Source organism: Pseudomonas sp. L13 (genome assembly GCF_009935965.1).
In the GTDB taxonomy this organism is placed as follows: Bacteria; Pseudomonadota; Gammaproteobacteria; order Pseudomonadales; family Pseudomonadaceae; genus Aquipseudomonas; species Aquipseudomonas lactis.
Genome location: NZ_QODJ01000016.1, coordinates 62,324 through 75,062, shown reverse-complemented (window position 1 = coordinate 75,062; position 12,739 = coordinate 62,324). Strand labels below are relative to the sequence as shown.

Here is a 12,739-nt window from a genome sequence, read left to right as displayed (position 1 = left end):
GCGTTACTTGCAGACCACCACCACGCTGCGGCCTTTGAAGTTGCCCACGTCCTGGCCCAGGGTCTTGTCGCTTTCCTTGAGCGCCGGCGTACCGTTGGTACCGACGATGCGGTAACCGGTGCCCGCGCAGGATGCGTCCGCTTTCTCGTAGCAACTGGCCCATGAATTGGCCTCGCCCGAGCAGTCGATGGTCAAGCCTTGTTCACCATTTTTCAGCACGGTGTCGGAAGCGGTGGTGCAGCCGGCGAGTGCCAGTACTGCGGTCAGTGCCAGGATTTTGTTCATAAGGGATCTTCGTCGAGAGGAAATAGAGGGCGCTGACACTGTCGTGGGGCGTTGCCGGCGATTATAGCGAACTGCCATCGGGTGTGCAGCGGCAGGTTACCGGTACTGCGCTTGCACACCCGATGAGTCAGCTGTTGATATCGGTCATGGCACGGCCATTACCAGCACGCCACTTCCGCTGATTGCCCCGGCGGCAGGCAGCGAGCCGGCTCGTCGTACCAGCGTAAACGTCACATCATCGCCCCCAACGCTGTTGGTGATGCGGGTCAGGAATGAACCGTTGACCCTAACCGCAGAACCCGCTCGCACAAGGGCGGTACCTACGTTTGGGTTGGTCATCGCCAGCAGCCGATTGTCAAATGAGGAGGGCGTGCCTTTGTAGGTGATGGTGATCGGTGTGTTAACCCCGCCATCCGGGCAGGAGTAGGTGAGCCTGCGGTCACTGCGGATGTCGGTGGTCAACGGATCGGTACCGATACCCCGCTGGTGCACGTTGCCGAAGTTTATTTCGATTGGGTTGTTATTGTTGATCGTGCAGGTTGATGGGGAGACGGTAAAGTTATTTGCGGCTGTGTAAGTGACTGTCAGTTGCGGTCGGGTGGCGTCGTAATTGTTGGAGCTGGTGAGGCGTAGCAGACCCAGGTTATCGCCAATCCGAACCTCAATCGGATTGGCCGGATAGTTACGGACCAGAATGTAGGGTGTGACATTGACCGGATAAAACACCCCGTTGTTGGGCACGGTGACTATTCCTATGCCCGACGGAACCGGGGTGTTGTAGTGAGTTCCATTGATGCGCAAACCAGTCCTTTCGCTGGCGAACCTAGGCCCCGGCGTCCAAGCTGTACCTGCTGCGCTGCCGGATGCCCAGTAATCCGCATGCCAGGCAGGGCCTCCACTGTAGGTGAATCGGCATTCCAGCCGCGCTCCTTCCAGCGTGATCCTGGTGCGGTCTGCGCTCAGGGTTACCGTAACGGGTACCTGTAAGTTGGGATTGCCGTTCTGCCAAGGTCCTCCGTTTACCCGGCAATCGACGGCCTGCGCTGTTGTGGTCACACTTATCAGGATGATAAGTGCCATGGCTCCATAGAGTCGTTTCATATTGATCTCTCGCTGCTCCTCTGTCCTGACGTCGTCCGCCGGTATCCAGCCCCTGTTGAAACGGTCCGGATGACATTTAAGATTCGCCCAAGGCTGTTTTCAGCCCATGAATGGCTACGGATAGTCCAACGTAAAAGTCGAGGTCACCCTGTACGCGCCTCGGCCGATGGTCTGGTCGCTGATGGCCTGCGGCTCGCCCTGCACAAAGGCTTTCAGCGCGATCACGTTGCTGCCATCTATCAACACCTGCGCATCGCTGGGCGCATTCAACGGCAGTGGCTTGTTGCTCGGCGTCTCTATGCCCACCCCGATGCCTGAGGCGCCACTGCCACCATCCAGCGCGAGCATGCCGGGCAACGCGGTGTTTTCCCTGCCGCCAAAGGTGATGCTGACCGTGTCGCCAATGGTGGTGTCGCAATTTTCCAGATGCAGCCTGAAATCCTTTCCCTGTGAGCGGGTGTTGATATAAAGGTGCTTGCTGGTAACGTCCCAGAGTTCCAAGGTGACGGCTTCGTCGCCAGGGCGCAGGGTGCAGGCTTGCTCCACCAGATTGCCCTTGAAGCTGAGGTTGTCTGCCGCTTTCCCCTCCGTGATTGAGCCCAAGGCCAATATCAGCACGGCACATGGCCAACTCTTGTAGTGTTTATGTCCCATTGATTCGGCTCCTACTGGTATTCGGCCAACAGCGTGGCCACCGCGTTAAACCTTGCGGGCGCCAGGGTTGCGCCGGGCTGTTGGACCGGTACCACTTCCAGTACGGGCGGTGATGACAGGCTGATACCCAGTGGCGTATTGAGTGAAAATGGCAGGTTGTTCTGGAAAACCCGAATACCCAGCGCCGGCACGCTTGTCTGTACCGCCGCGCCGTCAAACGTGGTTGCCGTGCCGTTGACACTCAATTTCAACGCCCATGGCAGCGTGTCGGTGCCGCAGTTGATGGTGTAGCCCACGCCCTTGCGGTATTGCACGCCGTCGACGCGTTTGATCCCGACATCGCCAAAATCCACCTCGATCGTGTTTCCCGCATCGATGGTGCAAGGGGGAGGCTCATTCAGTGTGCCGCTGAACGTCAGGTTGGCCGATGCAGCGCTGCACAGGCCCAGGGAGCACAAGGCGAGCAACGCTCGCTGCGGCCAACAGATCATTGGTCATTCCTCTTCATTGATAATCGACCACGAGGGTGGCGGCCGCATCGAATGCGCCTCCCGTCAGCGTGCTGCCCGGGCGTTTGACGGGTACCGCCTGCACCACCGGCACGTTGGGGTAGGTGAAGTTCACCGCCGTGTTCAGTGGCCAATCGGCGCCATTGACGAACAGCTTTACGCCAAGATCCGGCTTGCGGGTGACCAGCACGCGGCTGTCGAATGCGGCACCGGTGCCCCGAAGTTCCAGGGTCAGCGCGTTGCTGAAAGGGGCGCTGCAGGTGACGGTGTACGGCACGCCACGGCGGTAATTGACCCCGTCGACCCGCGAGGTCAGCAGGTCATTGCCAAAAGGCACGTCGAGCGTACTGCCGCTGTTGATGACACACGGCGGCGGCGCGATGATCACCGCGCGGATGGTCAGGTTGGTCTCGGCCTGCGCCCCCAGGCTGAGCGCCCAGAGCAAGCCGCTGCCCATTAACACGGCCCAGGGGCCGTATGACTTAGCCATGGTTCTGCCCTTACTCATAATTGAGCCTGAAATCCACCACGGCCCGGAACGCCCCGCTGGTCAATGGCGCAGCGGTGCGCGTGGGCCGAACGTTCCAGGTCTTGGTATTACCGCCCAGGGGCAAGAACAGCGGTTCGCCGCGTTGGCCCAGTTGTACGTCCCGCCCCAGGGCGTCGGTCAACTGCAGCCCCAGGCCGGTGATGCCTTGCACTTTGACCAGGCGCGAATCGTCGTCATCGGCAGGCGCGAGGAACGCCACCGACAGCACCGGTTGAAAGGCGCTCCAGGTCAGGTTGCCGGTGCGTTCACTGCGGATACTGCCGGCGGTGCGGTTGCACTCGGTAAAGCGCAACTGAAAGGCCACTTGGTTGGCCTGGTCGCCAGGCCGGCGCAACTGGCTGGTGGAGACGTCGCCCAGTTCGATGGTCTGATGCAGTGAGGTCATTTCCAGGCTGCACGGGGTTTCGTGCATGGACCCGGAAATATTCAGCACGCCATTCATGCCCTCGATATCCTCGGCCTGCGCGCTCCCTCCAAAGGCCAATAGCAGGCCGCCTAACGCCTTTATGTAATGAGACTTCATGGCTGACTCCAGCGACAGGCTTACTGTTTGGGCGGTGCTGCTTGCAGGTTGACCTTGCAAGTCTCGCCACTGCAGGTGAAGGCCAGCAGCGGACGGCCGCCGTAATCATTGACGTAGGCCAAGTGCGGGGTAGGGCCCAGGGCCTTGGCGGTCGGGCCGAGGATCAACGTACCTTTGGGCGGTACCATCACCGGCTCGAAACCGGCCACGGTCTTGCCCTCCTTGGTGCTGCGCGCATCCACCAGGGTCACGTAGTAGGGCGTCGGGTTATTCACCCGGTAATGCTCGCCTTGCCGGGTCAGGGTCAGCTTTTCCTGCCAGGGGTTGGACAGGTCTTGCTGGCTGGGCGTAATGGCTTGAGGCCGGTAGAACAATTTGATCCGGGTTTGCAGCGCGATTTGCAGGGTGTTGGCCTTATCGGTACGTGGCGGAATTTCCCGCAGGTTGAAGTAGTAGACCGTCTCTCGATCCTGGGGCAACGACTTGGCCGCCGGCAGCGCCTGGACTTTTACCTGGCTCTGTTTGCCCGGTTCCAGGCGCTGCACCGGGGGCAGCACGATCAAGGGCGTGGTGAGTTTCTGGCCCTCTTCATTCTCGATCCAGCCCTGGGCCAGGTACGGCAATTGGGTGTTGTTATTGGTGATGTTCACGCTGGTGGCGTCCTTGCCGCCGTCGAAAATCACGCGGGTACGGTCCAGGCCAATTGCAGCGTGGGTGCTGTGGCTCAAGGCGAGCGTCAGCAGGGTGAGGGTCGAGAGGGTGGCGCGTTTGTACAGGGTCATGAGGATGTGGTCTCCGTAACGGGGGGCTTGCCGGTCAGCTCTGCCGGCGCGGACAAGGGTTGGTCGGTGGCTGCGATTCGGCAGTCCAGTTGCAGGGCATTACTCAAGCCGTCAGCAGGCAAGACCTCGGGGAGGGTGAGGGTGCAGCGCTCGTTCCCGCCCCAACTGACGACCATCTGTTCGCCGGCTTGAATGCCGCTGAGGTAGACATTGCCGCCGTCATTCACGATGCCGGTGTCCTGCTGCCTGGCGTTCTGGACCGTCGCACCGAAGGGCGGCGAGCTGCCGTCGGGCAGGCGCAGCACCGCCATGGCTTTTTCACCGGCAATCACGTCCAGGGCGCGATAACCAATGGCGCCTTCGGTAAGGGTCAGTTGGGTGACGGATTGGGTGGCTTCGACATTGCTCGGCAGGCTCTCCAGATCGACGCTGGCCGCCGTACGCTGGTAGCTGCTCAGATCGGCAATGACGGCTTTACCAAAGGCGTTGCTGCGGGTCGGCGAGCCGTAACCCCGCACCGGCACGTCTGGCACGCCGCCGGTATCCACCATCAAGCGGGTGCCGCCCATGCTGTTGGTGCGATGCAGGGCTGCGCCGTGAGACGTGAGCGTGCCACCGCCGCGGGCTGACAGGCTGAGGCTGGTGCGACTGTCTTGTTGTCGGCTGGCGGCGAGTGTCAGGTCTGCTTGATCACCCATGTGGCTCAGATAGCCACTGGCTGAATTATCGCTGGCCGTCAGTTGGTAACTGTTGCGCTCATTAAGGCGGTCGCTGTAGCGCGTAGAAAAGCCGTTTTTGCCTGCGGCCCGGTTGGCGTCCAGCGACAGCGTGCCGCTGCGCCCCAACGGCAGGCTGACCGTCAGCGCCATGCCGTTATCCTTATAGTTGTAATCCAGCGTGCGATAAACGTTGAGTGACAAACTCATGTTTTTGACGGTGCCCACATTGAAGTAGCGGGACACCGACAAGTTCCAGCGCTGGGTAGCCGGCCGCGACCAGTAAGTTTGTTTGTTATAACTGGCGTAGACCGTGGCGCCCAAGTCGCGAAATTGTTTGTTAACAGTCGCCGTATACAGCGCTTTGCTGCCACCAATAGGTTTGAATTCGCCGGCATATTGACCGAATTCGTCGTATTGCCCGCGGCCCGCCAGTTCGCCGTTCCTGCCGTAATGACGAGCGTCGAGGTATTCACTCATGCTCAAGAAGTTCTTGTCGGAGAACCGATAACCGGCGAAGGTGACCTGGCTGTCGTATTGTTCAAAGTTCTTCGAATATTGCAGGCGGTAGGATTTACCCGAGAGCGTTTGATTCCACACCTCAGCCCGGGACTGGGTGACATCCAGGGATAACGCGCCCAAGGCCAACAGGTCGCGGCCTGCGCCGATAGTGGCGGCCCGGTAGTTGTTGTCGGTGATGGCGCCGCCGAACAACGACCAGCCGTTGCTCACACCCCAGGAGAACTCCCCAGTGCCGAAAAAGTTACCGTCAGCGCCATATTGGAGATCCGAAGGCCGCCCGCTCGCCAGCTTGTATCGAACTTGCCCAGGGCGCGTCAGGTAGGGGACGCCTGCGGTGTTGAGCTTGAAGGTCTGTACCGAACCGTCTTGCTCCTCTACCCGCACATCCAGCGTACCGGTGACGGCATCATTGAGGTCCTGGATACGAAAGGGGCCGGCGGCCACCAGGGTTTCATACAGCACGCGCCCTTGCTGGCTGACGATCACCCTGGCGTTGGTCTTGGCCAACCCCACCACTTCAGGGGCGTAACCGCGCAAGTTGGGCGGCAACTGGCTTTCGTCCGACGTCAACGCGGCACCGGTAAAGCGGAAGCTGTCGAACAGGTCCGAATACAGGTAGTTTTCGCCAACCACCAGCCGCGCCCTCAAGGCAGGAATGGCGCGGTAAGCGTAGTAGCGGCTCCACTCCAGCTTCTGTTCCCCGGCGTAACGGTCCCTTGCGCTGTCGACACGGCCCTGCCAGTCGGCCCTCAGGCGCCAGGCCCCGGCATTGGCCCCCAGCGTTCCGTTGCCACTGAGGTGGTTGCGGGTGCGCTCGTTTTTCTGGGCGTTGGACTGCGCCGTCAGGTTGTAGTCGATCAGCAGTCCTGGTACGCCTTCATCCCAGCGCGCAGGCGGATCCCAGTTGAGCGCGCTGTACTCAAGGTAGGCGTGGGGTAGGTTGATGCTCAATGTGGAGGTGGCCAGGTCTGCACTGACCTCGGCACCTGGCAAGCCCTGAAGGTCCAGGCACTCGTCGCCTTTCCACCCTGTGAGCCTGGCTGCTTCGATCGCCTTCAGGCCCAGTTGCGCCACGAGCTCTGCGGACAAGCAGGCCTGGCTACCCTTCGGGTCATCATCGGGGGGATAAAACGCCACCGACTGCTCGGAAAACGCCTGGCCGTTGATCTGCACAAGCATCGTGTAGGTGCCGGGCAGAATGAAACCACTGCGCGAAAACCGCGACAAATCGATATTGGTGCGATCATTCAGGTCAAGAACGTCGGTATTGAATTCGATATCCCCGGCACCCAAGGCTGTGCCTGCCAGTGACATCAGCCCGCCAACCAGGGTGGGGCGCAGCGTATGTTTGATCTTCGACGCATTCAGCATGAAAGCAACCCATCAATGTTCAAAAGTATTCCAACTTGAACCGCACGGCCACGCGGTGAGCGCCCGGCGCCAAGGGCAGCCCGTTACCTACCAGCCGCAGCGTGTAGTGAAGTGTCATGTCACCTTCCGCCAAGGGATGCGGCGCCATCGGCTCGCCCGGCACGCTCTCCTGGCCGGCCGAATCCCAGATATGAAAGGCAACACCTTGCGAATCACCGAAGGCGGCAAAAGAGCGACCGTCCCGGTCGCGCGGGCCGTCGAACGTCACCCGCAAATGTTCCCAGTCAGGTAGCGTTGCACCCGGGCGTGAAGGGTCCGGGCGCGTCAATGAGCAGTTGACCAGGCGCAAATCAAAGGGGTGTGGTTCGCCCAGCGCATTTCGCAACAGCCGGCCAATGGGCTCGGCGGGCATCTCGATGGTTTGATCGGCACTGGTCAGTTCCAACCCGCAGGCTGAGTCAACGACCCTGCCACCGAGCGTGATGACCCCTTCACCTTGCGCAGGCTCCTGCGCGAACACCCAAGGGCTGATGACCGCCGCCAGTGACGAGCTCATCGCTAGACTTATGAGTTTTTTCACCGTTATCTCCCACCCGTTCCCCCCGCCACCCTGAAGTGGCGGGGGGGCTACTTACTGATAAGCCAAGGTGAAATTGGTAACCGCGCTGAAGTCACCCGGCACGATGTCGCCGGTCGCTGCGCCTTGAACAAAGGCGCCGAATTCCAGCGTGTTGTCACCGGTTGAAATGGCCTGGGGAGTGGTTGCCACACCCAGTTGGATAGGGCTGCCGCCGTGGGTCATCATGATGCCGACGCGGCCTGCGGTGCCGACGGTGCCGATTGCGCCAGGCACATCGCTCGAAGGGGCTGCGGTGAAGGTCGTGGTCACGGTGTTATCGGTCAGGTCCGTCAGGTCGCAACCTTCCAGCTCAATCAGCACACGGCGAGCTTCGGACTTACCGCCTGCCTGCAATTGATGCTTGGCGATGGCGCCCAGGTGAATGGTCTGATCTACCGATTCAGGCTTGATGGAGCAGGCACCCGAGTGGACCGATCCCAGAAAGGTAACTGTGCCATCTGCCGCCTGGGCTCCGGACATGGAGCCCGCGAACAGGCCGATGGTTAACAGTGCAGTTTTGAACGTAGTTTTCATTTGCAGATGCCCACATAAAAATGTCATGGAAGAGCCCCGCTACCTGGTGGTGTGGGACTGACGTTTCACCTCAAACGTGGCCAATAGCGAACTCGGCTGATCGTCAGTCGAGTGCCGGTCAGAAGATCAAACTTTCCAACTAGTTGTATTGCCATTTGGATGCACGTTTGAAGCGGAAGCGATTGTGTGATGGCGGCTTGAAAAAGTAAGTCGTCACATTCGCTTATTGATGTGGGCAGGCAGTATCATGACTTATAGGAAGAATATGGCACTTTGCCAAAACTTTGATTTTGGCTGTAAGAAATGAACTACATGCGGCTAAATGAGAATAATTTAGTTGGGAGGATAGCTGTAAGAATGGGATGACATACAGCGAAAATCAATAGACATTAATAGCGCGAAACAACTAGCCGGGCTTCGGGCAGTGGCGGTGATGATGCCTGAGCAACAGCCACAAAAAAGCCCCGCTTAACGGGGCTTTCAAAGCAGTGCAACCAGGCTTACTTGGTTTTCGGCCGCTTGCTCGATGCATGGCCGGCCTCATCCACAAACACCTCGGCGACGGCAATCGCCATGCTTTCGGTCTCGAATACACCGGCAACGCTGTCGCCGTGAAAATTGATCAAGTGCCAGCCGTCTGCTCGCTTCGTGATCAGGTAGCCGTTTACACCTTTGGGTTCTGACATCTGTTGGCAATCTCGTGGTCTTGGTTCAAGGCGCTCATGATAGCGCCAAATGCGGGGGCAGGGCGCTAATGCCGTTCAGTTAAGGCTTTTTGTAGGAGCGAGCTTGCTCGCGAAAAACCCACAGGCGCCGCGTTCAATCAGGAAACACGCATTATCGTTGACGTTTTTCGCGAGCAAGCTCGCCCCTACAGACGGCGATATACGCTTAACTGAACGGCGTTACGGGGCAGGGCGCAAGTTGTTGCGGGTCAGTGCCAGGGGGGCAAAAGCGTGCTAAAACCATTGCAGGCCTTTTAAACAAGGGGCCAAGTCGGGTTCTGACCGACCATTGGTGACGCGCTTTGCAGGATCAGCGGAACTTACGCCGACATTTTTTCTCTATGATGACATCGCAACGCCAGCAGGACCCATTGTAAGGTGACTGCGGCCTGATTAGACTGCGCCGAATTCCGTACGCACAGCCCTTTGTAAGGACTCATATGATCAAGAAATGCTTGTTCCCAGCAGCCGGTTACGGCACTCGCTTCTTGCCAGCGACCAAAGCCATGCCCAAAGAAATGCTGCCAGTGGTGAACAAGCCACTGATTCAGTACGGTGTGGAAGAGGCTCTGGATGCCGGTTTGAACGAGATCTCCATCGTCACGGGTCGTGGTAAGCGCGCGCTGGAAGACCACTTCGACATCAGCTATGAGCTGGAAAACCAGATCAAAGGCACCGACAAGGAAAAATACCTGGTCGGTATCCGTAAATTGCTCGACGAGTGCTCGTTCTCCTACACCCGTCAGACTCAAATGAAAGGCCTCGGCCACGCCATTCTTACCGGTCGCCCGCTGATCGGTGATGAACCGTTCGCCGTGGTCCTGGCGGATGACTTGTGCGTCAACCTGGAAGGCGACGGTGTGCTGACCCAGATGGTCAAGCTCTACCAGAAATACCGTTGCACCATCGTCGCGGTGATGGAAGTCAACCCAACCGAAACCAATAAGTACGGTGTTATCGCCGGTGACGATATTGGCGATGGCTTGATCCGTGTACGCGACATGGTCGAGAAACCAGCACCGGAAGATGCACCGTCGAACCTGGCGATCATCGGTCGTTACATCCTTACCCCGGACATCTTCAAGCTGATCGAAGAGACCGAGCCAGGCAAGGGCGGCGAGATCCAGATCACCGACGCTCTGCTCAAGCAAGCCAAAGACGGTTGCGTGATTGCCTACAAGTTCAAGGGCCAACGTTTCGACTGCGGCGGTGCTGAGGGCTACATCGAAGCGACCAACTTCTGCTACGAGCATTTCTACAAGACGGGCAAGGCTTACTGATTCACGCTTGCCGGTACGTTTTAAGCGAAAGCCACCTTCGGGTGGCTTTTTCGTTTTTCAGCCCCCTGTAAGTCGGTATGCTGGTGTCCTGCCGAGGAGAGTGAAATGGCCTACGATTTTGACCTGTATGTAATTGGCGCCGGTTCCGGCGGTGTTCGCGCGGCGCGCTTTGCCGCTGGCTTTGGCGCCAAGGTGGCCGTGGCGGAGAGCCGCTACCTGGGCGGCACCTGTGTGAACGTCGGCTGTGTGCCAAAGAAGCTGTTGGTGTATGGCGCGCATTTTTCCGAGGATTTTGAGCAGGCCAGTGGCTTTGGCTGGTCCCTGGGCGAGGCGAACTTTGATTGGGCGACCTTGATCGCCAACAAGGATCGCGAGATCAACCGCCTCAATGGCATCTATCGCAACCTGTTGGTCAACAGCGGCGTGACCCTGCATGAAGGGCATGCGCGCCTGGTCGATGCCCATCAGGTGGAGATTAACGGTGAGCGCTTCACTGCCAAGCACATCCTGATTGCCACCGGCGGCTGGCCGCAGATCCCTGAGATTCCAGGGCGCGAGCACGCCATTGGTTCCAATGAGGCATTCTTCCTCAAAGAGCTACCTAAGCGCGTGCTGGTAGTGGGCGGTGGCTATATCGCCGTTGAGTTCGCCGGCATCTTCCATGGCTTGGGCGCACAAACTTCATTGCTGTATCGCGGCGACTTGTTCTTGCGCGGCTTTGATGGTTCGGTGCGCAAACATCTGCAGGAAGAGCTGACCAAGCGCGGCCTGGACTTGCAGTTCAATGCCGACATCGAACGCATCGATAAACAAGCCGACGGCAGCCTCAAGGCCACCTTGAAGGATGGTCGTGTGCTGGAGGCCGATTGCGTGTTCTACGCCACCGGCCGCCGCCCGATGCTGGATAACCTGGGCCTGGAAAACACCGGGGTCAAACTGGACGAACGCGGTTTCGTCGCGGTGGATGATCTCTACCAGACCGCTGAGCCGTCGATCCTGGCGATTGGCGATGTGATTGGTCGTGTGCAGCTGACGCCGGTGGCCCTGGCTGAAGGCATGGCCGTGGCGCGGCGGTTGTTCAAGCCCGAGCAATACCGCCCGGTGGATTACGCCAATATCGCGACGGCGGTGTTCAGCCTGCCAAATATCGGCACAGTCGGTCTGACGGAAGAGGATGCACGCAAGAACGGCCACAACGTGCAGATCTTTGAAAGCCGTTTCCGGCCGATGAAGCTGACCCTCACCGATTGCCAGGAAAAGACCCTGATGAAGCTGGTGGTCGACGCCGACACCGACAAAGTGCTGGGTTGCCACATGGTCGGCCCGGATGCGGGTGAAATCGTGCAAGGGCTGGCGATCGCGCTCAAGGCGGGCGCGACCAAACAGCATTTCGACGAAACCATCGGCGTGCATCCTACGGCGGCGGAAGAATTCGTCACCATGCGCACGCCTGTGGCGGACTGATCAGCTAGGCTCTGCTGCCTCTGGCGTCGTTGCAACAACGGCCGCCAGGCGCAGGGCTTCGATGCTTGCCTGGGCCTTGATCAGGTCCAGCTCAAGCGCCTTGTTGTGCTGCTGGTGTTCCAGCAGTGCGGCCTGGCGTGATTGGCTGTCCTGCACGGCCACGCGCAGGCGTTCCTGGAGCAGGGTGCGTTCGCTGTTGATCTGGCTGAGCTGCTCCTTGAGTTGCAGTTGTAGAGCCTGGTCCTGGCGAGCTTGTTCCTGCAGCGCAGTCAATTCCTTGGTTGTCACTCGCTGCTCACTCAGCAAGCGCTCGTTATCTCGATGCAACTGCGTGATCTCATCTTGACGCACCAGCGCGCTTTGCTGTGCCTGACGCAATTCGGCCTGTACCTGCTGCAACTGGCCTTCATGGCGGCGCTGTTCCTGCTCACGCTGCTCCTTGATGGCATTGCGGTAATGCTCAAGCGCATCACGGGCGTGCAGGTGTTTTTCTTCCAGTGAGCGAATCTGCTCGTCTTTATCGTTGAGCCTCAGCTCGTAGTCGCTGCACGCCTGGCTCAGCCCGGCGTTACGGGTTTGCTCGGTCTGCAGGCTGGTGCTGGCGGTTTGCAGCGCCGCGCTTTCTTCGGCCAGGGCTGCGGCCTGGATATCAAATTGCTGTTTGAGCTGGGTGTGCGCCTCTTCCAGGGTTTCTACCTGGGCGAGCAGGGCGGTTTTGTGTTGCTCGAATTGCGCCAGCGCCAGATCGATCGGCTCTTGAGCCTTCTCTTTGAGGCGCTGGGCCAGGCGTGCGACCAACTCGCCCAGCTCGTCGTCAATTGGCGCCTGGGTGATGGTTTGCCGTGATTCGCTTTCGTCCAGCTCTTTCAAGTAGCGATGAATCGTGGTTTTCGAGCCGGTATTACCCATTTCGATACGCACTGCATCGATGCTGGGGTTTTCGCCACGGGCGAGGATCGCCAAGCGTGCCGTTTGCACTACTGCTTTGTTTATGCCGCCGCGAGCCATGGGGTCTCCGTCGATTTAGTACTGTGGTACATGGTATGTATATACATACCTTATCATGATTAAAAACTCGATGAAATTCATGATTTAACAGATGGG

The 12,739-nt window shown here is 59.1% G+C and carries 14 protein-coding genes; 2 read left to right on the top strand and 12 right to left on the bottom strand.

The features are described from left to right. Window positions 1-3: 3 nt before the first annotated feature. The 11 genes from DK871_RS11065 to DK871_RS11015 form a co-directional block, all read right to left on the bottom strand. Window positions 4-285, bottom strand: coding sequence for a hypothetical protein (locus tag DK871_RS11065; RefSeq protein ID WP_161905057.1), 282 nt, complete (start codon window positions 283-285; stop codon window positions 4-6). Between the two features lie 144 nt (window positions 286-429). Beyond that, complete coding sequence (locus DK871_RS11060; RefSeq protein ID WP_161905056.1) at window positions 430-1,386, bottom strand: fimbrial protein; 957 nt, start codon at window positions 1,384-1,386, stop codon at window positions 430-432. Window positions 1,387-1,500: 114 nt separating this feature from the next. Further along, window positions 1,501-2,040, bottom strand: a complete 540-nt coding sequence (locus DK871_RS11055; RefSeq protein ID WP_161905055.1) for a fimbrial protein — start codon at window positions 2,038-2,040, stop codon at window positions 1,501-1,503. An 11-nt stretch (window positions 2,041-2,051) separates the two neighbouring features. Further along, a complete protein-coding gene (locus tag DK871_RS11050) occupies window positions 2,052-2,531 on the bottom strand; it encodes a fimbrial protein (RefSeq protein WP_161905054.1) in 480 nt (159 codons plus the stop codon). Window positions 2,532-2,544: 13 nt separating this feature from the next. After that, the gene (locus DK871_RS11045; protein ID WP_056783293.1) at window positions 2,545-3,039 is read right to left on the bottom strand and encodes a fimbrial protein; all 495 of its coding nucleotides are present in this window, start codon (window positions 3,037-3,039) and stop codon (window positions 2,545-2,547) included. 10 nt (window positions 3,040-3,049) lie between these two features. Further along, entirely contained in the window at window positions 3,050-3,622 is a 573-nt protein-coding gene (locus tag DK871_RS11040; RefSeq protein ID WP_161905053.1) for a fimbrial protein, read from the bottom strand. A gap of 20 nt (window positions 3,623-3,642) precedes the next feature. Continuing rightward, the gene (locus tag DK871_RS11035; RefSeq protein ID WP_161905052.1) at window positions 3,643-4,404 is read right to left on the bottom strand and encodes a fimbria/pilus periplasmic chaperone; all 762 of its coding nucleotides are present in this window, start codon (window positions 4,402-4,404) and stop codon (window positions 3,643-3,645) included. Next, on the bottom strand, window positions 4,401-7,013 hold the full coding sequence (locus tag DK871_RS11030; protein WP_161905051.1) for an outer membrane usher protein: 2,613 nt from the start codon (window positions 7,011-7,013) through the stop codon (window positions 4,401-4,403). The genes DK871_RS11035 and DK871_RS11030 overlap by 4 nt, the downstream gene beginning before the upstream one ends. Window positions 7,014-7,032: 19 nt before the next feature. Then, a complete protein-coding gene (locus tag DK871_RS11025; RefSeq protein WP_161905050.1) occupies window positions 7,033-7,593 on the bottom strand; it encodes a fimbrial protein in 561 nt (186 codons plus the stop codon). 51 nt (window positions 7,594-7,644) lie between these two features. Next, window positions 7,645-8,166, bottom strand: coding sequence for a fimbrial protein (locus tag DK871_RS11020; RefSeq protein WP_161905049.1), 522 nt, complete (start codon window positions 8,164-8,166; stop codon window positions 7,645-7,647). Window positions 8,167-8,666: 500 nt separating this feature from the next. Next, the gene (locus DK871_RS11015; protein WP_003191311.1) at window positions 8,667-8,852 is read right to left on the bottom strand and encodes a hypothetical protein; all 186 of its coding nucleotides are present in this window, start codon (window positions 8,850-8,852) and stop codon (window positions 8,667-8,669) included. A gap of 479 nt (window positions 8,853-9,331) precedes the next feature. Here DK871_RS11015 and galU point away from each other — a divergent pair, with 479 nt between their 5' ends. Next, entirely contained in the window at window positions 9,332-10,171 is an 840-nt protein-coding gene (gene galU / locus DK871_RS11010; protein WP_003173830.1) for a UTP--glucose-1-phosphate uridylyltransferase GalU, read from the top strand. 105 nt (window positions 10,172-10,276) lie between these two features. Further along, window positions 10,277-11,635 (top strand): glutathione-disulfide reductase, encoded by a 1,359-nt coding sequence (gene gorA / locus DK871_RS11005; protein ID WP_161905048.1) that lies wholly within the window; start codon window positions 10,277-10,279, stop codon window positions 11,633-11,635. Here gorA and DK871_RS11000 read toward each other — a convergent pair whose 3' ends face one another. Continuing rightward, the gene (locus DK871_RS11000) at window positions 11,636-12,643 is read right to left on the bottom strand and encodes a DNA-binding protein (RefSeq protein ID WP_161905047.1); all 1,008 of its coding nucleotides are present in this window, start codon (window positions 12,641-12,643) and stop codon (window positions 11,636-11,638) included. Window positions 12,644-12,739: the final 96 nt, after the last annotated feature.

Coding starts and splice junctions, on each gene's coding strand:
- DK871_RS11000 (WP_161905047.1), bottom strand. CDS start 12,643: ATGGCTCGCGGCGGCATAAACAAAGCAGTAGTGCAAACGGCACGCTTG.
- DK871_RS11030 (WP_161905051.1), bottom strand. CDS start 7,013: ATGCTGAATGCGTCGAAGATCAAACATACGCTGCGCCCCACCCTGGTT.
- DK871_RS11055 (WP_161905055.1), bottom strand. CDS start 2,040: ATGGGACATAAACACTACAAGAGTTGGCCATGTGCCGTGCTGATATTG.
- DK871_RS11035 (WP_161905052.1), bottom strand. CDS start 4,404: ATGACCCTGTACAAACGCGCCACCCTCTCGACCCTCACCCTGCTGACG.
- DK871_RS11020 (WP_161905049.1), bottom strand. CDS start 8,166: ATGAAAACTACGTTCAAAACTGCACTGTTAACCATCGGCCTGTTCGCG.
- galU (WP_003173830.1), top strand. CDS start 9,332: ATGATCAAGAAATGCTTGTTCCCAGCAGCCGGTTACGGCACTCGCTTC.
- DK871_RS11050 (WP_161905054.1), bottom strand. CDS start 2,531: ATGATCTGTTGGCCGCAGCGAGCGTTGCTCGCCTTGTGCTCCCTGGGC.
- DK871_RS11040 (WP_161905053.1), bottom strand. CDS start 3,622: ATGAAGTCTCATTACATAAAGGCGTTAGGCGGCCTGCTATTGGCCTTT.
- gorA (WP_161905048.1), top strand. CDS start 10,277: ATGGCCTACGATTTTGACCTGTATGTAATTGGCGCCGGTTCCGGCGGT.
- DK871_RS11045 (WP_056783293.1), bottom strand. CDS start 3,039: ATGGCTAAGTCATACGGCCCCTGGGCCGTGTTAATGGGCAGCGGCTTG.
- DK871_RS11065 (WP_161905057.1), bottom strand. CDS start 285: ATGAACAAAATCCTGGCACTGACCGCAGTACTGGCACTCGCCGGCTGC.
- DK871_RS11015 (WP_003191311.1), bottom strand. CDS start 8,852: ATGTCAGAACCCAAAGGTGTAAACGGCTACCTGATCACGAAGCGAGCA.
- DK871_RS11060 (WP_161905056.1), bottom strand. CDS start 1,386: ATGAAACGACTCTATGGAGCCATGGCACTTATCATCCTGATAAGTGTG.